General features: G+C 42.1%; 23 protein-coding genes. 5 read left to right on the forward strand and 18 right to left on the reverse strand.

Annotation, left to right across the window (positions count from 1 at the left end; all coding sequences use genetic code 11):
* Positions 1–54: 54 nt before the first annotated feature.
* The 6 genes from CYLST_RS22840 to CYLST_RS22865 all read right to left on the reverse strand — a co-directional run bounded on the left by CYLST_RS22840 (position 55) and on the right by CYLST_RS22865 (position 5,339).
* On the reverse strand, positions 55–1,116 hold the full coding sequence (locus CYLST_RS22840; protein ID WP_015210108.1) for a metal ABC transporter solute-binding protein, Zn/Mn family: 1,062 nt from the start codon (positions 1,114–1,116) through the stop codon (positions 55–57).
* A gap of 78 nt (positions 1,117–1,194) precedes the next feature.
* The gene (locus CYLST_RS22845; protein WP_015210109.1) at positions 1,195–1,467 is read right to left on the reverse strand and encodes a hypothetical protein; all 273 of its coding nucleotides are present in this window, start codon (positions 1,465–1,467) and stop codon (positions 1,195–1,197) included.
* Positions 1,468–1,545: 78 nt separating this feature from the next.
* On the reverse strand, positions 1,546–2,652 hold the full coding sequence (locus CYLST_RS22850) for a WD40 repeat domain-containing protein (protein WP_015210110.1): 1,107 nt from the start codon (positions 2,650–2,652) through the stop codon (positions 1,546–1,548).
* 158 nt (positions 2,653–2,810) lie between these two features.
* A complete protein-coding gene (locus CYLST_RS22855; protein ID WP_015210111.1) occupies positions 2,811–3,782 on the reverse strand; it encodes a CobW family GTP-binding protein in 972 nt (323 codons plus the stop codon).
* A gap of 33 nt (positions 3,783–3,815) precedes the next feature.
* Complete coding sequence (locus CYLST_RS22860; RefSeq protein WP_015210112.1) at positions 3,816–4,799, reverse strand: alpha/beta fold hydrolase; 984 nt, start codon at positions 4,797–4,799, stop codon at positions 3,816–3,818.
* A 99-nt stretch (positions 4,800–4,898) separates the two neighbouring features.
* Positions 4,899–5,339 carry a SufE family protein gene (locus tag CYLST_RS22865; RefSeq protein WP_015210113.1) on the reverse strand — a complete coding sequence of 147 codons (441 nt, stop codon included), beginning with the start codon at positions 5,337–5,339 and terminating at the stop codon, positions 4,899–4,901.
* A gap of 454 nt (positions 5,340–5,793) precedes the next feature.
* Here CYLST_RS22865 and psaK point away from each other — a divergent pair, with 454 nt between their 5' ends.
* The gene (psaK, locus tag CYLST_RS22870; protein WP_015210114.1) at positions 5,794–6,054 is read left to right on the forward strand and encodes a photosystem I reaction center subunit PsaK; all 261 of its coding nucleotides are present in this window, start codon (positions 5,794–5,796) and stop codon (positions 6,052–6,054) included.
* A 265-nt stretch (positions 6,055–6,319) separates the two neighbouring features.
* Here the strand turns inward: psaK and CYLST_RS22875 are convergent, their stop codons facing one another.
* The 4 genes from CYLST_RS22875 to CYLST_RS22890 all read right to left on the reverse strand — a co-directional run bounded on the left by CYLST_RS22875 (position 6,320) and on the right by CYLST_RS22890 (position 9,490).
* Positions 6,320–6,682, reverse strand: coding sequence for a hypothetical protein (locus tag CYLST_RS22875; protein ID WP_015210115.1), 363 nt, complete (start codon positions 6,680–6,682; stop codon positions 6,320–6,322).
* Between the two features lie 281 nt (positions 6,683–6,963).
* Complete coding sequence (locus CYLST_RS22880) at positions 6,964–7,713, reverse strand: metallophosphoesterase family protein (RefSeq protein ID WP_015210116.1); 750 nt, start codon at positions 7,711–7,713, stop codon at positions 6,964–6,966.
* Positions 7,714–7,904: 191 nt separating this feature from the next.
* Complete coding sequence (locus CYLST_RS22885; RefSeq protein WP_015210117.1) at positions 7,905–8,717, reverse strand: metallophosphoesterase family protein; 813 nt, start codon at positions 8,715–8,717, stop codon at positions 7,905–7,907.
* The gene (locus tag CYLST_RS22890; protein ID WP_041233229.1) at positions 8,714–9,490 is read right to left on the reverse strand and encodes a CobW C-terminal domain-containing protein; all 777 of its coding nucleotides are present in this window, start codon (positions 9,488–9,490) and stop codon (positions 8,714–8,716) included. The genes CYLST_RS22885 and CYLST_RS22890 overlap by 4 nt, the downstream gene beginning before the upstream one ends.
* Before the next feature lie 131 nt (positions 9,491–9,621).
* Here CYLST_RS22890 and CYLST_RS22895 point away from each other — a divergent pair, with 131 nt between their 5' ends.
* The 3 genes from CYLST_RS22895 (at position 9,622) to CYLST_RS22905 (ending at position 11,854) form a co-directional block, all read left to right on the forward strand.
* The gene (locus CYLST_RS22895; RefSeq protein WP_015210119.1) at positions 9,622–10,161 is read left to right on the forward strand and encodes a Uma2 family endonuclease; all 540 of its coding nucleotides are present in this window, start codon (positions 9,622–9,624) and stop codon (positions 10,159–10,161) included.
* A 123-nt stretch (positions 10,162–10,284) separates the two neighbouring features.
* A complete protein-coding gene (dapB, locus tag CYLST_RS22900; RefSeq protein ID WP_015210120.1) occupies positions 10,285–11,121 on the forward strand; it encodes a 4-hydroxy-tetrahydrodipicolinate reductase in 837 nt (278 codons plus the stop codon).
* Positions 11,122–11,167: 46 nt separating this feature from the next.
* A complete protein-coding gene (locus CYLST_RS22905) occupies positions 11,168–11,854 on the forward strand; it encodes a hypothetical protein (RefSeq protein WP_015210121.1) in 687 nt (228 codons plus the stop codon).
* A gap of 53 nt (positions 11,855–11,907) precedes the next feature.
* Here CYLST_RS22905 and CYLST_RS22910 read toward each other — a convergent pair whose 3' ends face one another.
* From CYLST_RS22910 to CYLST_RS22935, 7 genes are all read right to left on the reverse strand, one after another.
* Entirely contained in the window at positions 11,908–12,537 is a 630-nt protein-coding gene (locus tag CYLST_RS22910; protein ID WP_015210122.1) for a precorrin-8X methylmutase, read from the reverse strand.
* 107 nt (positions 12,538–12,644) lie between these two features.
* Complete coding sequence (locus CYLST_RS22915) at positions 12,645–13,454, reverse strand: TPM domain-containing protein (protein WP_015210123.1); 810 nt, start codon at positions 13,452–13,454, stop codon at positions 12,645–12,647.
* Positions 13,455–13,758: 304 nt separating this feature from the next.
* Positions 13,759–14,364, reverse strand: a complete 606-nt coding sequence (locus CYLST_RS22920) for a DUF948 domain-containing protein (RefSeq protein ID WP_015210124.1) — start codon at positions 14,362–14,364, stop codon at positions 13,759–13,761.
* 11 nt (positions 14,365–14,375) lie between these two features.
* Entirely contained in the window at positions 14,376–14,756 is a 381-nt protein-coding gene (locus tag CYLST_RS22925) for a YtxH domain-containing protein (RefSeq protein ID WP_015210125.1), read from the reverse strand.
* Positions 14,757–14,883: 127 nt separating this feature from the next.
* Positions 14,884–15,219 (reverse strand): hypothetical protein, encoded by a 336-nt coding sequence (locus CYLST_RS22930; RefSeq protein WP_015210126.1) that lies wholly within the window; start codon positions 15,217–15,219, stop codon positions 14,884–14,886.
* Positions 15,186–15,365, reverse strand: coding sequence for a hypothetical protein (locus CYLST_RS35295; RefSeq protein WP_015210127.1), 180 nt, complete (start codon positions 15,363–15,365; stop codon positions 15,186–15,188). Before CYLST_RS35295 ends, CYLST_RS22930 begins: the two co-directional genes overlap by 34 nt.
* 89 nt (positions 15,366–15,454) lie before the next feature.
* Positions 15,455–15,670, reverse strand: a complete 216-nt coding sequence (locus tag CYLST_RS22935) for a hypothetical protein (RefSeq protein ID WP_015210128.1) — start codon at positions 15,668–15,670, stop codon at positions 15,455–15,457.
* 341 nt (positions 15,671–16,011) lie between these two features.
* Here CYLST_RS22935 and CYLST_RS22940 point away from each other — a divergent pair, with 341 nt between their 5' ends.
* On the forward strand, positions 16,012–16,605 hold the full coding sequence (locus CYLST_RS22940; RefSeq protein ID WP_015210129.1) for a hypothetical protein: 594 nt from the start codon (positions 16,012–16,014) through the stop codon (positions 16,603–16,605).
* Between the two features lie 3 nt (positions 16,606–16,608).
* On the opposite strand, the gene CYLST_RS35580 is transcribed toward CYLST_RS22940, so the two are convergent.
* Positions 16,609–18,000, reverse strand: coding sequence for a competence protein CoiA family protein (locus tag CYLST_RS35580; RefSeq protein WP_015210130.1), 1,392 nt, complete (start codon positions 17,998–18,000; stop codon positions 16,609–16,611).
* Between the last annotated feature and the right edge of the window lie 132 nt (positions 18,001–18,132).

An 18,132-nucleotide genomic window follows, 5' to 3' on the forward strand; every position in this document is an offset into this window, starting at 1 on the left:
GTGAGCTTAAATGCATATAATATACACTTGTCATTGCTTATCCCTTACGGTCTCTCATAACCTCGGCTCAAATTTTAGGTAAGTTCCTCCCAAACCTTCAACAATTGTTCGTGTATTGGCCGCCATCATTTTTTGATAGGTTTCCCCATCGCTTCCGGGTTTACCTAATCCATCAGTATAAAGTTCCCTTTTTGAAACTCTCACTTCTGCTTTTGTGGCTATAGACTCAATCAGATCGGGGTTAATTGTTGTTTTGGCAAAAATTGTCGGCACTTGAGCCTTTTGAATATTTTCAACTAAATCTCTCTCTCGTATATCTGTTAGTTTTGCGTTGGTGTTAACAGCTTTTAAAGTTCCTGCATAAGCAAGACCATAAGCTTTGACATAATAACCCAGTGCATTATCGGTTGTAACTAATGTGCGCTGCTTGTCGGGAATACTGGCAATTCTCAACTTGATCCAGCTATCTAGTTGGGTTAGTTCATTGGTAATTTGTTTGCTCTTACTACGATAATTTTTAGCATTACTGGGTGCTAATTTTCCCAGATTGCGATTAATTACTTCTACCATTCTGATAGTATTTTTGGCATTATGCCAAAGATGAGGATCGGCGACTTTCTTGCCTTTTTTTAGAACTTTTTGTGGCTGAGGCACTGCAAGTTGACCAACGGCTATTTTGGGCGCAGGGTTTTTAGTCGCTTTAATTATTTTGAGCAAACTTGGTTCAAAATTATAGCCACTATAAAAAATAAGTTTAGCTTGCTCAATGGCTTTGCGGTCTTCTGGTTTTGGTTGATAAGTGTGGGGGTTTGCACCAGCGGAAATTAAGCAGGTGAGGTTAATTGTATTCCCCGCAACCTGTTTGGTTAAGTCACATAGCACGCTGCTAGTTGCCACAACTTGGGGAAGATTTTTGTTCACCTTAGTGGGCTGAGTAGCCTGGGTGACGGAGGTATTTACTACTTGATTTCCACAGCCAACAAATCCAAATGTGAGTGCCAAAAGGGTGGCGCGTAAGAAGTTGTTTAGCGCCCCTGTCTTGAGGCATGGGGTGAATCTAAAATCCAAAATTGAGTGGCGGGAATTACCAGTAATTAAGCGGGCACTATCTTTCACAAATCGGCTTTAGAAATTTTAAAATTAATAAAGGCACAGCATTGCTGTGCCCCTAAAATATTCAACATTTTAACTTTATTAAAAGTCAACAACAGGTAATTTACCTTGCAGCATCTGAAATTTAGACTGAACGCAGCTACCACAATTGCAACCAAGTTGATCAATTATTGTATTTGTTGCTTGAGTCAACTTTGGTGTTGCCAATTGGGAAATTGGTTGTGCAGATACTACTGCAATCATTTGTGTAGTAGGTGCAGATTTCAGGCTGAATGCATGGGACGGATTGACCACCAGTAGCATAGATGCCAGAAATGCCGGACAAGCAAGCAAAATTAGTTTGGCTATGTTCATAATTTACGCATAGGGGCTGCTGCTGATACAGCATAGCCAATTTATTAGTTACATTCAACCTCAATTAGTGCGCGTTGCTTAACTACGTTTGAAACCTTGACCTGGTAATACTTTTGACCAAATGAGTAGTTCGCCTTGTTCTCCACCTGCGGCGAGTAGGGGCGGGGTCTCCCCGCCCTGATTTGGCTGATTCGGGGTCTCCCCGCCCTGACTGGGATGCCAAGCTAGGGTAGAAAAGCCGGCGGAAACACCTGTGATAATTTGGGATACTTCCTGGGCTTTGTTCCACAAACACAACCAGCCATCAGCTGCGGCGGAGGCGAGTAGGAAGCTTTTGGGTGCAAAGGCGATCGCATTTATCACATCGACATGATTAGTTAAAATTCGCGATTCCCAACCCAATGATTCATCCTCTGACTTCTCCCACACCACAATCCCCTCCACGCTAGAGGAAGCAAGAAGAGGCGCACTTTGTTTGCTGGTAGCTTCTGACCATGCCAATTGACGAATTTTCCCAGGGAAGCCACGCATTACCCAAGGGTCGGGGTTCTCCCACTCCAAAACGGTAACGCTGCGATCCATGTTCCCGGAAGCTAGATATTTACCATCAGGCGACCAAGCCATAGCTACACTGACAGTAGGCATCGAGAGTACGTATGGTTCGTCATCCCAGTTTTGAGTGTCCCAAATTTTGACACCTTGATAGCCGCTAATAGCTAGATATTGCCCATCAGGTCGCCAATCAATACCCAAGACTGAGGAGTTTTCAAAATTTAAGGTGATGACAATCTCTGATGTATCGGCATCCCACACTTGGACGTATCGCCCCAAACTAAAAGCTAGTAGGTTCTTGGTGTGACTCCAAGCTAGCTTGTCAACCCAAGCGGGGGCATTTTCTAAAGTGGCGATTAATTCGTTTTCTCGCCAAATTTTCAAGAGTCCATCCTGTCCGCCAACAGCTAAAAATTTACCATCTGGGGAAAAGGCTACGCAGTCTACTGATTTACCGTTTCCAGTCTGCAAGGTGGTGAGTTCGCCATCATCCCACAACACAACTTCTCCAGCAGCGGAAGTTGCTGCTAAGGTTTTACCTTGTGGTTTCCAGGCGATCGCTGTTACATAATCTGCAAGCGTGCCTGAATAGAGTTGTTCAAATTCTTTAGATTTGTTGGTGGTAGAGTTCATATCTGTACACAGGGCAAGTAGGGAAGAGGAAAATGAAACCACAGATAAACACAGATGCACACAGATAATTCATCTGTGTAAATCTTGTGGTGCATCTGTGGTGCTTAATATCCTGATTTTGGATTTTTACCAGAACTTATTAACACTCACGCTGGTATTTAAGCTAGACAGGCGAGAAAATCTTGCTTGAGTTGGGCTTCATCCAGATTGCGACCGATGAAAACTAATTCATTTTTCCGGGTTTCGCTGTCTTTCCAAGGGCGATCTGGTTTACCATCAAATATCATGTGTACTCCTTGAAAGACAAAGCGATTATCTTCGCCGGCGATGTTCAAAATGCCTTTCATGCGGAAGATATCTGGCCCTTGGGTACGCAGTAACTCGCCAATCCAATCGTTTAATTTTTCCCCATCTAATGCGCCTTTTTCGACTAAAGCTACAGAAAAGACGCTTTCGTCATGTACGTGGGCATCTTCTCCTAAGAAGTTTGGATCAATTTCCAAAGCACGGTCTAAATCAAAGGCTTTGACGCCTAACAAAGCATCCATTGCTAGTTCAGAATTGTGGGTGCGGTAGATTTTAGCGATCGCATTCATCGCCCGAATCCGTTTTTCTAATTCTTCTAAAACTTCTGGCGTGACTAAATCTGTTTTATTTAGTAAAATCACATCGGCAAAGGCAATCTGCTCTTGTGCTTCGTCTGCTTCCCAATGTTGCCAGATATGCTTGGCATCCACCACCGTGACTACTGCATCGAGAGACATTTTATTTTGCAAATCTTCATCTACAAAAAACGACTGAATCACAGGGGCAGGGTCAGCTAGTCCAGTCGTTTCAATTACTAAATGGTCAAATTTATCACGCCGCTTCATCAAGTTGCCAATGATCCGAATCAAGTCGCCCCGTACTGTACAGCAGATGCAGCCGTTATTCATTTCAAAGATTTCTTCGTCCGCATCAATAACTAGTTGATTATCAATGCCCACTTCCCCAAATTCATTAACGATCACAGCAACTTTTTTGCCGTGTTCGTAAGTGAGAATGTGATTGAGTAGGGTTGTTTTGCCTGCTCCTAAATAGCCAGTTAAAACGGTTACAGGTACTGAATTCGATGTTTCCGCAGCAATCATAATTTCAAAGCAGCTTTGATAATCATTATCTGCCTATGATAACCCTTTTAAAAAAGGCAGTATTGCTTCTGCCAAAACATCTGGATATTCTTCATGCAGTCCTAAGGAACCAGGAATCACGACACTGCTAACATTTGGTAACGCTGCTAAGGCATCCATCTCTAGCCGTGATTTGGGGGGGCTGGATTCCCCAATGATGACTTTTAGGGGGATAGATAGCGATGGGCTTCGCCCCGCCGTAGGCGATGGGCTACGCCCCGCTGGAAGTGATGGGCTACGCCCCGCTGGAAGCGATCGCACAAGTGTGAGAAACTCGGATTGGTCGCGGACAGGATCAATATTGCCTGTGACAAAGGCAGCAGAACCGAATCTCGCTCCCGGTATTTGCGTTGTTTGCCATTTCTGTTTGATGAAACTGGGTGTGAGTTTAGTCGCATCGGTGAAGACGTGGCGACCGTACATAAAACTTAAGAAAGAGGGGGAGGTGTTGAGTTGATAGATTGCTTGACCGAGAAGTGGCGATCGCACCAATCCCCTCACCATACCAGCTATCTGTTGACTTGCGCCCATTGTCGGCAAAGGGCCGCGCCAAGTGGGGGCCGCTAACACAATCCGTGAAAATACATCTGGTTGCCTAAAAGCTAGCTGCAACACATAACCAGCCGCATGACCAGCAGCGACCACGCTAATGGGCATTTTAAACGCAAATCTGACGAAATCCGCCAAAAATTGGTGATATAAAGCTGGTTTATAATCTAAATTCGCTCGGTCAGATTCCCCAAAACCCGGCCAATCTACGGCGACAACTTGAAAATGGGGAGCTAGTAATTTAGCGAGTTCACCCATTTCTAATCGTGAGGAAACGGTGCTGAAAGCTGGGAGGAGCAATAGTGGAGAACCTTGGCCAAGGGTTTCATAAATCACACCCAATTCCTGATTTTCCCAATTCCAGAGATATTCTTCAATTACGCCCCCAAAGCCGGTACTAGCAGGGACATTTAAAAATCTTGTAGACATTTTCCTTCAATTTCACTAGCTTTTTAGTTGGTAATTGGTAATTGCTTTTATCCGATTAATTACCACCAGAGCGAATATATTGAGCCTTGCTAATCAGCTTTAATTAGAAATATCTAACTTGCATTCCAAAGCTTTTTTTTGCATAGTTTTGAAAATATTATAAAACCCATTAGCGCGGGAAGGTGTCAAACTGACATTTAAACCAGTTTCTTGAATAAAATCTGGGGCGAGTTGGACAATTTCTGTGGGTGTTAGACCATTTAACCCTTCCATCAACAGCCCTACTAACCCTTTGGTTAACTGAGAATCAGAATCGCCCTGAAACGCCACCTTGCCATCATCTAGCGCTGCGGTAACATAAACCTGAGAAACGCAACCAGGAACTTTGTTTTCTGGGACTTTATCAGATTCTGGAAACGCCGGCAGCTTCTGAGCATACCAAATTAGCTGTTCATAGCGGCGCTTTGGTTCAGCAGCGCGTTGAAAGCGTTGGACAATTTTAGCAAGCGCTGGGGGTAGGGAATCAATAGTTGAGGACATAACAGAAGCGGGAAATAATCACTATGAGTTTGAGTGTAAATTATCTTGAGAGCGATTGCTCCTAGATTTCAGCTTGGCTTACTACCTTCTATTTTAGCGATTGCCGACCGCCATTGACATAAAATCCCCTATAGCGATCCTAAATTAGATGTGTTCGCGGAGTGTGCCGTAGGCATCACATCTCTTTTTTCTCTTCCTCTGCGCTCTCTGCGTCTCTGTAGTTCGTTAAAAACATACTGCTGTTCACAACTCAAATAGGATTGCTATATCAGCCAGTAATAGTATTGCTGAATACAAAAAATTTTCCCCTAAGTAACATCAATACGGGAACAGTTTAGATTAAGCATTTAGAATAAACGTTAAATATTAATGCAAAATCGCGATTTCTCTTGAAATTTCTTCGGTAATTCTCAGATTATATTTGCAATAATTCAAAATTTCAGGAGCAAATCAGGTGTTTACCTCAACATTACTCGCTGCTGTGCCCTCAAACCTGGAATGGAGTCCCACCATTGGCATTATTATGATTCTTGCCAATATTTTGGCGATCGCTATTGGCAAATTTACCATTAACTATCCCAGCACAGAACCAGCCTTACCCGCAGCCAATTTCTTTGGTGGTTTTGGTTTACCAGCCGTACTCGCAACTACCTCCTTTGGGCATATCTTAGGAGCAGGCATCATTTTAGGGCTGCATAACATCGGCAGAATCTAAGAATTTACCGAAGTTTTCCTGCAAGTAATGATTGTTTTGTCTCAAGCTAAGAGCCAGAGAAATAACTCTCTGGCTCTTTTATATCGCCATAGTAAATCGCTCAGGACTTATGTAGCAGATGCTAGAAACCAAATTTATTCGTAAATATTTGGTGACAAAGCCGACGATTTTTCCTAGAAACAGAGTCTCTATTAGCTTTTGATTGTTTACGGGTCTCAGGTAAAGATAAATACTATTTTCGTGATTCTAGTTACTGGACAGTTTATTAAACTGGCATCGGTGCTAAACCGCGCATCTTACGCACGGCATTGAGGCAGGGTGGGCAATCACAGCCAAACAAATTGATAGCCTCATTACTCTCTTCCTCAGTAAATTCTAGTTCAGCAATCTCATTTGGTTGAACTAGGGCAACTTGTACCTCTGCTTTAGCTGGAGAGGGAGCAGAATTACTCACCCGTATACATACCTTGCCAGCATTTGCTCTGTGGGGGGAACGGGCACAGGAAAGATGAGTGCCAGCAGGGTTTATTTCACTAGCATGAACTGGTCTAGCCATCATCACCATAGACAGCATAGACATAAATACTACGGGGCTGGAAAGCAAGGCCAAGATAAATTTTCTGTTCATTTATTCTCAAATTTTTGTGACTAGAGAAGTTATCGGTTTATCCTTTCACTTCAATTGATGGTTAATCAGTCCAGCTTATACAAATTCTTCTGCTGGCAGGAGTTTGTGCCTTACCGAGTAGTCCTATAAATACAAGTTGGGATTGAGGCAACTTGGAACCATCACGAAACCAAAAGAGTGAAAAACTCGGATATAACAATACAAAGCCAGAGTTATCGACCAATTTAGCATCAGTCGAGTTCCTTCGGTAACTTAGCCTAGTCTGATACTATTTTTTCCGCCTAGGATAAAACTGCTTTAACTGACTTTCCCTGAAATCCTTTACCGACACCATAGCGAACAGTTTGGAATTCCACAAAATTTGTGTCTGGAGTGTAGAGAGTATAAATCGCTTCCCCCAATTTTCGCCCCACATTACCCACACCGATAACTTGACGCGACGAAATTTCTACAGTTTCGGGAGATGCTGGACTATCAAGAGTTGTCACCCCCGTACTTATAGAACCTGCTTGCAGTTGATATTGAAACGCCAAACCAGAACGACCACAAAACAAGTTATTAACTTGCATCCGCGACAAACGGTCAAGCATTTGGATAGGAGGAGTTGCCGGCGTCAGTTCTTCATCAACAGATACCGTTGAACCGTGAATTAACAAACAATCCAGTTCAGAAAAACCAAAGTCTAAATTTCTCAACCATTGTACAGTCGGACGAGAAACAAAATCCCACAGCAACTTAACTGTGTCTCCCCCATATTTGGCTAATAACTCAGTAGCTTCCCCAGTCATCCCCAAACCATGCAAAATCAAACACTGTTCTTCCCACCAACCCTTACAAATCAGCGGTTCTAACTCACCAGGTTGAGGGTTTTGCAACCGTTCCACCAATTTCTCAGCTTCTTCTCTTGGACCCACCAAATCGCCCAGAATATACAAAGCCTCTACATCACCTTGACGCTTAATATCAGCCAACACAGCTTCATAAGCCGCCAAATTACCCTCAATTCCGCTCAAAATCGCCCATTTATTCATTTTTTCTCTGCGCTTTCTGCGTCTGAAGCAGTTAAAAAAAGCTCGTAGTCAGGACTTCAGTCCTTTCCCTATTTAGATTGAGCAGTTAAGAAAAGCTCGTAGTCAGGACTTCAGTCCTTTCCCTATTTAGATTGAGCGATAAATCGCTCACTACAAACAAAATCTTGATTTTACATTTAATTAATCTCTACCTACTTAGTACAAACATGAGTTGGGTCATCAGCCCGTTCTGCATATTCCAAACCTTGGGACAAACGCCAAGCAAAAATTGCAGGTAAACCCTGTTCGATAATTGCTGCACAGGTTTTCTGATAGTTGTAAGGCACTTCTCGCAACTTCACGGCTTGATTATCTGTGTCGTAAATTACATAAGTGGCATTTGGTCGCCCATGCCGTGGTTCACCCACCGAACCCACATTGATAATCTGCTTCAGAGGTGTATTAAAGTTTATTTTCTGTTCTTCTATACCCTCACCTTTAACACGAACTTGCAAACTACCTGCATCCAAGTTACGCACATAAGGCACATGGGTATGACCACAAAAAAGCACATCTGCATCTGTAGAAAGTACTCGCTCTAAGGCGGCAAAAGCATCGAGTTCAGGTAATAAATACTCGTGGTTGCTGTGGGGACTTCCGTGGACAAAAGCTAAATTTCCCTCATGCAAACTATGGGGTAATTGGGCCAGAAATTCGCGGTTTTCTGGATTAATTTGGTTATTTGTCCATTCGTGGGCTATTTTGCCGCGTTTCTCAGCTAATAACGAGGGATAACTGCAATCGCAAGCATTCAGTCCCTCAACGATATCTTCATCCCAACAGCCGACGCAGGTGGGGATATTTAGGGAACGAATTTTTGTCACTACGGCATTTGGATGTGGCCCATATCCGACTAAATCGCCTAGACAAAAGATTTTTTCAGCTTTTTCTTGGTCGATATCTAATAAAACTGCATCCAAGGCTTCAGAGTTGCCATGAATACACGACATCACAGCGATTTTCACTCTATGGGTTCCTCCATCAGAATTTGTTTGACTTGTTCTTGGTATTGTTTAATGGCTGCTTCTGACAAATAGCAATCTTGTAAGGTTTGTTTAATTGCAGATTCATCTAGGTTTTGCCCCCACACTTCTATACCACTAAAACGCTGTGGTCTGCCTTCTAAATGGCGTGGTAGGTCTAATTCTAAAAAATCGGTGGCTGGTACTCCGGCGACAAAATCACCGTAAATTGCCCGTCCGTCGGCGACTTCAAAAATACCTTTAGCACGGCTAACTTGACCGTAAGCGCCTTGGGTGATTTCATACCAAAACTCTTGTAAACTGTCTTCGTCGCAGACTTGACTGCTGGTTATCCCCCGCCAAACTTGGTTTTGGGCAATGCTGGTGTCAATATCTGCACCTGGGACAATTTTTTCTGCCCAAGGATGATATTCAGAATTTTTGAGGTGTGGTGGCAGAATTGCGATCGCACGATAAGGTAAATTATCTAATATTTGCTGGATTACTCCTAATTCTAAGTAAAACCCTAGTTCAATATAAGTATTCTCTGCTGCTGCTAGCTGGTTGAAAAACTCCCTTTCTTGCCCATCACCAAAAACTTTCACCTCAGGAAATTCCGCAGCTAGGCGCGTTTGGTCAATGGGAACAGTGCCAGTACCTGGACTGAAATAAATTATATTTTCCACAACGGCGTTTTTTGGCAACTCTTGGCAAATCCAAGTGGTTTTTCCGCAGCCAGCCGGGCCAGCAACAACGGTAATTATTGGTATAGTCATCCTTAAATGATAATCATTTTCATACGGTTTGCCAACAAGGTGAAGCAAAATCTTCAACTCGTTGCGACTGGTATTTTTTCTCGACTTTTCCCAGAAATGCCAAGATAGAAATAGAAGTTTCCGGAGGTCTTATGTCTTTGACCGTCCAAGACCTGGAGAAAATGCAGGCAGATTATCCCGACTATCGCATGGAATTAGTGGATGGGAGCATAGTTGTCATGAGTCCATCAGGTTATGAGTCTGAAGAAGTAGGAACTGAGTTTGCCCGAATTTTGGGTAATTGGGTTAGACCGCGCAAATTGGGGCGTGTGGTTGGTTCCAGTGCTGGTTTTAGATTACCGAACTCAGATTTACGTGCGCCTGATGTGTCTTTTGTCAGGGCCGAGAAACTGAAACGTTCGACGGAAGATTACGCCGAATTGGTTCCTGATTTGGTGGTGGAGGTAAGGTCTAAAACAGATTCTCTCGACAAACTCCGCGAAAAGATTCAGGAATTTATCAGCTTGGGTACGCAAATCGGTATTTTGATTAACCCTAAAATTAGAATTATGGAAGTCTACCGTGCTGGTGAGAAAGTGATATTTGGGGATGGTGATGTGCTGACTCTCCCTGACTTATTACCTGGTTGGGAAGTGGCGGTTGCTGATATTTGGTCGCCTATTTTTGAGTAGTCTTTATCAGCACAACTGAGCACAACTGAGAGCAGCCGGAGTTGAACCAGAGATATGATCAGCTAGCAGATACCCAAATTCTCCTACAATTTCTTTGTTAGTGAAAAAAATATTTCTCGACTTATGACAAATCAAGCTCTGATTCCGGTTATTGTCAACGGTGCTGCTGGCAAAATGGGCCGGGAGGTAATCAAAGCGGTGGCGCAAGCACCTGATATGACTTTATTGGGTGCAATTGATACGACTCCCGAACATCAAGGGAAAGACGCTGGGGAACTGGCGGGTTTAAGCGAACCTTTGGAAGTGCCAATTACTAATCAATTGGAACCGATGCTGGGTTATGTGGCTGGTGAAAGACATCTGGCACCGGGGGTGATAGTAGATTTTACCCATCCTGATGCAGTTTATGACAATATTCGCAGTGCGATCGCCTACGGTATTCGTCCAGTAGTTGGTACCACAGGCTTAAGTCCAGAACAAATTCAACAATTGGCAGAATTTGCCGACAAAGCCAGTACAGGTTGTCTGATTATTCCTAACTTCTCCATTGGGATGGTACTGTTGCAACAAGCCGCCGTCGCCGCATCTCAATATTTTGACCACGTAGAAATTATTGAACTACATCACAACCAAAAAGCTGATGCTCCCAGCGGTACCGCCATTCAAACCGCCCAGTTGTTAGGAGAATTGGGTAAAACTTTTAACCCTGCTATTGTAGAAGAGACGGAGAAAATCCCCGGAGCAAGGGGCAGCCTAGCAGAGGAAGGAATTCGAATTCACAGCGTCCGCTTACCGGGACTGATAGCCCATCAGGAAGTAATTTTTGGCGCAGCGGGTCAAATTTACACCTTACGCCATGATACTAGCGATCGCGCTTGCTATATGCCAGGAGTGCTACTAGCAATTCGCAAAGTCTTACCGCTAAAGTCATTAGTATATGGCTTAGAAAAGATCCTCTAAACTTCAAACTCAGCACTCAGCACTCAGCACTCAGCACTCACTACACATGTTAGTTCCATTAACTCGCCAAAAATTTGAACAAATCGTCCCCCTGATTGCCACTTCTGGGCAGTATAAATACTACTGGGGAAAGTCTGCCAATTTTTTGCAGCGGCTGTTAATTTCTGTCGTTGCTGTAGTTGTAATTCTGCTGGTAAAAGCCCTCTTTGGGCTGGAGTTTGGGGCAATAGTATTTGTGTTAGGGGTATTTAGCGCTTTTTTTTGGCTGTGGTATCCAGTATTTCAGGCAAGTATGCGGAATGCAAAATGCCGCCGTTACAAATACAGCGGCTTTTTCCGTGGACGAGTACTCGATTGGTGGATTACAGAAGAGTTAGTTGGCAAACAAGAAACCGTTAACAGCAAAGGCGATTTGGTGATTGTCGAAAACCGTGAAAAACGGATTAACTTAGAATTAGGCGATGAAACCGGATTTAGCATTGAGTTTGAAGCACCACTACGAACTGCCCACAAAGTCATTGCTCGCGGTCAAATAGCAGAAATGATCGTGATGTCAAATCGTCCAGATTTAAGCAGAATTGAAGAATTCAGCGATATCTACATTCCCGGTCGCAACCTCTGGGTCAGCGATTATCCCTATCTGCGACAGGATTTCTTTAATGAAGTCAGTCGCCGTTTGAGTAATGACCCACAAAATAGACAACGCCGTCGCCGTCCCAGAGTAGAAGATTAGAGAGAAAATTTTGAATTTTGAATTTTGAATTTTGAATTTTGAATTTTGAATTTCTAACTCCCCCCATTCCCATCTTTACCATAAGCTTGCCAAGCTAAGTCTACTAATCCATCAACGATTGCTGCGGCGACGACTGCATTACCCTTACGACTATCAATTGTAATGTGAGGTACTAAGGAGTCTTGCAACCGTCCTTTTGCAGCTTCCACATTCACAAAACCCACTGGGGTGGCAATTATCAAAGCGGGTCGAATTTCCTCAGCTTCAATTAAATCCACCAGTACAGTCAGTGCAGTTTGCGCTTGACCCACCACAAAAATCCCCTCTGGATAACGCTTGGCTAGGGTTTCTATTCCCCAAGCTGCCCGAGTTTTTTCTTTTTGGGGACGGGTCAGAGCTTCCATGCTGCAATATACCGGATTGGCAAAGGTGTTTTGAATATCGTAGGCGATACCAACTTGTACCATCGGGATATCTACCACAATAGTGGTACGCGCCGCTAATGCTGCTGCCCCAGATTGCAAGGCACGCTCAGAAAAGCGAATTAAAGACTTATACTCAAAGTCAGCCGTGGCGTATATTACCCGCCGGACAATCTCATACTCTGCGGGTGAAAAGGCATGGTCGCCAATTTCACTATCAATGATTGCCAAGCTTTGAGCATCAGTTACGTGCCATTCCATTGTTGTCGAGCTTCTCAGATATCGGCTTTCAGTTTTCAGCTTATCAGCTTCAGAGAGTGCTGAGTGCTAAGTGCTGAGTATTTTGATATGAACTCAGAGACTTGGACTTAGGACTCATTACTAGAAGAAGGCCGACTGAAAACAGGAGACAGGTATGCAACTAAGACACCAATGAGGAAAGCGGAGATATTGCGAACTAGAGGTAACCAGTCGCTAGTGCGCGTCACTACTGGCCCAATGCCAAAGGCCAGAAACAAAATCCCCCATAAAGGCGAGAATATTAAAGCCCATTGCCAAGCAAAAACTTGTCCTTCTTTCTGGGGTTGAGCCGCAAATCCACAAATCACCCCACCAATAGCTGAGGTAATCAGGGTGAGTATCCACTGTTCTCTTGGTAGTCCAGGAACAACGTTGCAACCACCTTTGAGCAAACAGCCTTTAACTGAACCTAAGGCTTGGAGGATTGCTTGGTCTTCCCCTTGTTCGCGCACAAAGTACAAATTGCCGAAACGGGTTTGCAGTTCGATCCAAAAAGTCCGGGGTAAAAGTTCATAAACTGCATCGCCAACGCTGAAACTGAGGATGTTACCACCACGGGAATCTGCAACTAAGAGAATGCTTTTGTCATCTAAACCCCAATATTTGATGACTGCCCTACCTGGGGTACGGTCATATTGGGTCAATACTCGCAATTTCCAGCCAGTATCGGCTTCAAATTGCGCTAAATCTTGGACAAGCTGCTCTTCTTGCAGATCGGGGAGCGATTTAGCTAAATCGACAACTGGGGTGAAGGTGTCGGGTAGTAAGTCAGGATTGTCATAAGCTAGGGCTGACGGAGAATGCATTGCCCACATTGACCCAGCCAAGAAGAATACTGCAATGGATACTAAGATTCGTCGCCAAAAACAAGATTGCATGGACGTTTTTATACAAATATCAAGGGTAAAAGCGAACAAGTTGTTTTAAAAGAGTACTGGAAAAGTGATACTTCTTTACACTTGTTTACTTTACTCTAATCTGAGGGATCAAAGCAAAGTCTTGGCTTTGGTGAATTTTGAGTATCACCAAAGAGACTTTCCAGAAAGCGTTGTCAAATAAGGTTTATGAGTATTTTTTGCAGAAATTAAGGTAAAGGGGAAAGGACGCGAAAATTCTTCTTTCCCTGGAACCATTAGCGAACAGGATTCAGTTTCTCAGCATAACTGCTTTTTTCAGACAGGTTTATTGGTCCGACCAATCTTCTGAAGCTTGAGATTTGGAGAGTGCATTTTCATCGTCAAACCTGGTTTCCCAGTTAGCAGCCTCGTTATAATCTTCATTGGGGCGGTATGCTTCTGGTTTTGCGCGGCGATTTTCCTGTCTGAGTGTTTCTCGTTCTCGCAACGTTAGCGGTGGTTTTTCGTTTGTTGGCAGGCGATCGCCTACGGTGGGGCGTAGCCCATCGCTTGTCCGTCTGCTAGGTTTTGGGCGGGTGAAGGTTTTCCAAGCGGCTTTGACGCCAACCACTAGGCTGCGTGTGCCTACTTGCAGATTTTGAGCTTGTTTTTTGGCACTATCTAGGCTTTGATCAACTTGTTTAACGACTTGACTGGCGCTTTTTACACCTTCATTCACATCTTCGGTTAAATCAGATATTTCCAAGCCAGTCATGCGGATGGCATTTAGAGTAGGTGGCAACTCCCGTGAGAGTGTATCAAAGAGCTTTTCCGCACTGCGGGCAGCGCGTGCTAACTCCTGCAAAGCGGGTATAGCTGCCACTAAAACAGCAGTCAGGCTGGTAGCAACTAAAAGGATGGATAGTCCCAGCCAAAACAGAGGATCAATCACGATTGTGCCATTTATGAACGTTCTAGATGCTGGGTCAGAGACTCTGAGTCTTCTAATGTGTCAGAAGCCTCACTCGTTACATCGACAGTGGTTTGCCGCTTTAAGGTTTGGCTTTCGCGCTGAGTGGCATCTACACCAGCTGCGATCGCATCTCGCAGTCTATCTAAAGTTTCATCCCAGTTTCGCAGTGCGCTGGCAGAAAGCCTGTCTGCTTGGATTTGTACACTCGTTGATAAATCCTCTGCCAACTCTGGTAGAGCATCAGCAGATTTTTTCAACAGTTTACGGGTTTCGCGCCCTGTGCGGGGAGCAATCAGCAAACCGGTCAAAGCACCGATAGTAGCTCCCAGCATCAAACCGCCAAAAAATACTCCAGAACGGTTATTAGACATCTTGTTGTTTTTCTCCTTAAACCCATTTTAGGTGGGTTTTATCCCCTTGCAAGTACTGAAGGGGTTTATCCAAATTAATCTATCGTGACAATATATCAGCCAAAAATGTTGCTTTTATGGATGGGCTTCATTTGGCAACTATCTTTTTCCCTAATATCGGCCCTAGTCGCCCAAAATATCGCTGCCAAGTTTGTTGTCCTAGCAACAACAGGCTGATAATTTGCCGCACTTGCTGGATTTGCATTTGTACACCCAGGTTAGACTGTCGCAAGTTATAAATTGCCTGCTGGCTGGTAGATATATTTTCCGGTGCATTCTTTAGTGCTGCATGAGTTGCGCGTTCATAGGCAGTTAAGCGATTTGCTACGAATGCCAACAGATGCTTAAGTTTCCAAACTCGCCAAGCTGCGTAGAGTAATATCAACGATATTAGGGTATTAATGACGACAACAAGTAGTACCATTTTTTATCTTCGCTCAAGTCTGTTTTGAGGGATTTTTCTGTAATTTTGACTTGGCTTTCAGTCAATGATAGCGGTTGAGTCTCTGTGTCAATACTCACTCTGGCAATTGAATCAAGGGAATAAAGGCGATCGCACATAATTGCCATAATTAAATTATCCCCCGTGTGAATAGCTGGAATGATTACTAATTAAGGATATTCATTCATAGTCATTAATATTCATAGTCAAATCATAGTCAATCTTTTGGTAGTTCTGGTGGCAGAGGTAATTCTGGCGGTACAGGCAGAGTAGCACCATCATAGAAAACGGCCGCTTTACCTTCACTTCTAGCAGCATTAATAGCTTGTCTAGCTTCATCCCACGATGGAAAAGTTAGAAAATGCCATTCTCCAATATCATCGTTAGCAATGGCTATAGTGGTTTTCTGTTGTGTCCAATCGTTATCTGACATACCTTACATCGTGGCAAGTAGCAGATTAAGTATAGAACATAGTTATCTGAAAACATATCTGACAAACTTATAAAGCGTTAGCAGATAAATATTGGCACTATTTTCGTCTGTAACCCCTCTGTTTTGAGTTTCTGGTACAAACGACACAAAGATCATATTGGCTGTTGTGGAGGCATATAGAGGGAGTTGTTTTCAAACTGTGTCAAGTCAATATATTGTTGCTCCAAATTTTGCTTTTATGCCAACAGTAGCACCGTGATAGAAAACAATGCTCTTGTAGTTACTGACTGAATGACGTATAATTACTTTGTAATTTATTGCACACTAATTTGTGTTGGTTTATGCAAAAAATATCTATTTTATTATCTGCCAGCATATTAATACCACTATTACCAATTGGCGGTGTTACTGCTCAAACTTCAAATTGTTTGAACTATGTGATTAATCCTAAGACCGGACAAGAAGAATGTATTAATTTTGACCGTAATAGCATTGAGCTTAGTCCAAATCGAGTTCCTACAGACTCTATCACTCCATCAACAGATCGTCCCGGTTACACGCTTATAACTGTATCCAATAACGGAGATAAAATATACAGTGGGAACAAAGCTTTTAAACGTTATAAAGATACAGGATATGGATTTACAGGTGCAAGGATAACAGTTTGGACATTTTATAAAAAACCAAAAACTAATGGTGCTAATAGGAAATCAGATTCCTATCAGGTGGATTGCAACTCACCTGTGATGACTTTAAACAGCACCTTTGATTTTGATAGTTCGGGTAATATAGTTAGTGGTACTAATTTTGGTATGACAACTGCTACTCGTTATCAATCAACAGCACCATCTCCCAAGATAGTAGTACAACCCAGAACTGTAGGATATGAAATATATAACTTTGCTTGTAGTGCTAGTGTTACAAAACAAAAGTAAAAGCTATTTTTCATTTACATCAACATCAATGGGTGTCAGTAAATATTGATAATTTTCAGGAATAGCTTTCAGTGGATTTTGAAGCGCTACACAATTAGGTAACAAGTTAGCTGATTCTATTAAAGCTTTCCGCCATTGCAACTCAGTGAATGATTGTGGTTTAATTATGTCATCAATAGTTGAATTGTCAGTAGCATTTCCATCAGTAGCTTTAAGCCACAATTTACTAATTACTAGCCATACTGGTGCTATTTCATTCAAATTAACATATTGTGCAGCATTCTCAATCCAATGTGGTAAAGCTAACGATTTAATAACTTCATAATGAAAGTTGAAATTAACATTTTCCTCATCTACCAATGAACTGAACACCAACTTATCTTCCAATGGAATTACTTCAAACGATGGTTTCAAGTAACCAATACCAGCACAAATTTTCATCACTTCAGTTTTTTTATTTATTACTTCATCTTGTCTATTACGTGATGAATGATAGAAAACAGTAAGTTCAAATGCTCTTCTGCTAGTTACTTCCAATGTGTATCTGATAGGTTGATCTAACTTCTTGCCTCCGTAGCATAAGAACGGAATAGGTAATTGAATAGAAGTGGTTGAGATTTTGCTTTTATTGATTCTGATAATATTAGGTTTTGTTTCATTACTTAAATTATTAAATTTAATAGTTTTAAATGCTGAGATCCAAGGATTAAGCATAATAACTTTTACTGTGTATTGACATATCTTATCTATATCTTTTGTTGTAAATTGTTGCTGAAATAACTTGTATTTTTCATGTTTATACGATTGGTAGATACTGTAAAACAGTAGGTATCGTAAATTAAAATTAAATTTTGCATTTTCAGACAAATAACTCATTGCTTGTAAAGCTATTTGTTGTTGAAGTATGATTTGTTTATTTTTGATTATATTTGGATGAATAATATACTTATTTTCCATTAGCTGACGATGTTTTATAAGAAAAATAATACAATCTTCAATAATATTATTAATCTTGATCACTTGATTATTTTCAACTTTTATTGAATTAATCCAGTTGTTAAAATTTACGTCATCAACAATTTTTGATTTTCCAATAGAGAACATACTTAAAAATTGTTGTTGAAATATCTTTAATCTTTGTCCCCTATCTTCAATAAAATTAATTGTTTCTGTAGCGGTTTCATCAGATGATACTCTCAGACTGCATTGTTTTACTTGTCTAGAGTTAGTAGCATGAAGGTGAGCAAAATAACTTTTTCTAATATCACCCTTTCTTAGATAAACTTCTTGTTTACAAACAGGACAAAGTAAACCAATTTCTGAATAGGAATTAAAGTCACAGTCCTTTGCATAAACTCTTTCGCCACCTTGATACATTGAGATTGCGTAATCCATATCTAATTAATGTAGTTGATGATTAATTTATACCACATCTGACTTTCGAGATGCCAGTATTAGGCGATCAACGATACATAGAGTATTAAAAAAGGGATAGTATTGTTGTTTCTATCCCTTGTTACTGTAGTA

It is taken from the genome of Cylindrospermum stagnale PCC 7417, assembly GCF_000317535.1.
Taxonomy (GTDB): domain Bacteria; phylum Cyanobacteriota; class Cyanobacteriia; order Cyanobacteriales; family Nostocaceae; genus Cylindrospermum; species Cylindrospermum stagnale.

What these genes read in the sequence shown, in the direction of transcription:
- CYLST_RS22845 (WP_015210109.1), bottom strand. Translation starts at nt 1,467, where the DNA reads ATGAACATAGCCAAACTAATTTTGCTTGCTTGTCCGGCATTTCTGGCA.
- CYLST_RS22850 (WP_015210110.1), bottom strand. Translation starts at nt 2,652, where the DNA reads ATGAACTCTACCACCAACAAATCTAAAGAATTTGAACAACTCTATTCA.
- CYLST_RS22855 (WP_015210111.1), bottom strand. Translation starts at nt 3,782, where the DNA reads ATGATTGCTGCGGAAACATCGAATTCAGTACCTGTAACCGTTTTAACT.
- CYLST_RS22860 (WP_015210112.1), bottom strand. Translation starts at nt 4,799, where the DNA reads ATGTCTACAAGATTTTTAAATGTCCCTGCTAGTACCGGCTTTGGGGGC.
- CYLST_RS22865 (WP_015210113.1), bottom strand. Translation starts at nt 5,339, where the DNA reads ATGTCCTCAACTATTGATTCCCTACCCCCAGCGCTTGCTAAAATTGTC.
- CYLST_RS22875 (WP_015210115.1), bottom strand. Translation starts at nt 6,682, where the DNA reads ATGAACAGAAAATTTATCTTGGCCTTGCTTTCCAGCCCCGTAGTATTT.
- CYLST_RS22880 (WP_015210116.1), bottom strand. Translation starts at nt 7,713, where the DNA reads ATGAATAAATGGGCGATTTTGAGCGGAATTGAGGGTAATTTGGCGGCT.
- CYLST_RS22890 (WP_041233229.1), bottom strand. Translation starts at nt 9,490, where the DNA reads ATGACTATACCAATAATTACCGTTGTTGCTGGCCCGGCTGGCTGCGGA.
- CYLST_RS22895 (WP_015210119.1), top strand. Translation starts at nt 9,622, where the DNA reads ATGTCTTTGACCGTCCAAGACCTGGAGAAAATGCAGGCAGATTATCCC.
- dapB (WP_015210120.1), top strand. Translation starts at nt 10,285, where the DNA reads ATGACAAATCAAGCTCTGATTCCGGTTATTGTCAACGGTGCTGCTGGC.
- CYLST_RS22905 (WP_015210121.1), top strand. Translation starts at nt 11,168, where the DNA reads ATGTTAGTTCCATTAACTCGCCAAAAATTTGAACAAATCGTCCCCCTG.
- CYLST_RS22910 (WP_015210122.1), bottom strand. Translation starts at nt 12,537, where the DNA reads ATGGAATGGCACGTAACTGATGCTCAAAGCTTGGCAATCATTGATAGT.
- CYLST_RS22915 (WP_015210123.1), bottom strand. Translation starts at nt 13,454, where the DNA reads ATGCAATCTTGTTTTTGGCGACGAATCTTAGTATCCATTGCAGTATTC.
- CYLST_RS22925 (WP_015210125.1), bottom strand. Translation starts at nt 14,756, where the DNA reads ATGTCTAATAACCGTTCTGGAGTATTTTTTGGCGGTTTGATGCTGGGA.
- CYLST_RS22930 (WP_015210126.1), bottom strand. Translation starts at nt 15,219, where the DNA reads ATGGTACTACTTGTTGTCGTCATTAATACCCTAATATCGTTGATATTA.
- CYLST_RS35295 (WP_015210127.1), bottom strand. Translation starts at nt 15,365, where the DNA reads ATGGCAATTATGTGCGATCGCCTTTATTCCCTTGATTCAATTGCCAGA.
- CYLST_RS22935 (WP_015210128.1), bottom strand. Translation starts at nt 15,670, where the DNA reads ATGTCAGATAACGATTGGACACAACAGAAAACCACTATAGCCATTGCT.
- CYLST_RS22940 (WP_015210129.1), top strand. Translation starts at nt 16,012, where the DNA reads ATGCAAAAAATATCTATTTTATTATCTGCCAGCATATTAATACCACTA.
- CYLST_RS35580 (WP_015210130.1), bottom strand. Translation starts at nt 18,000, where the DNA reads ATGGATTACGCAATCTCAATGTATCAAGGTGGCGAAAGAGTTTATGCA.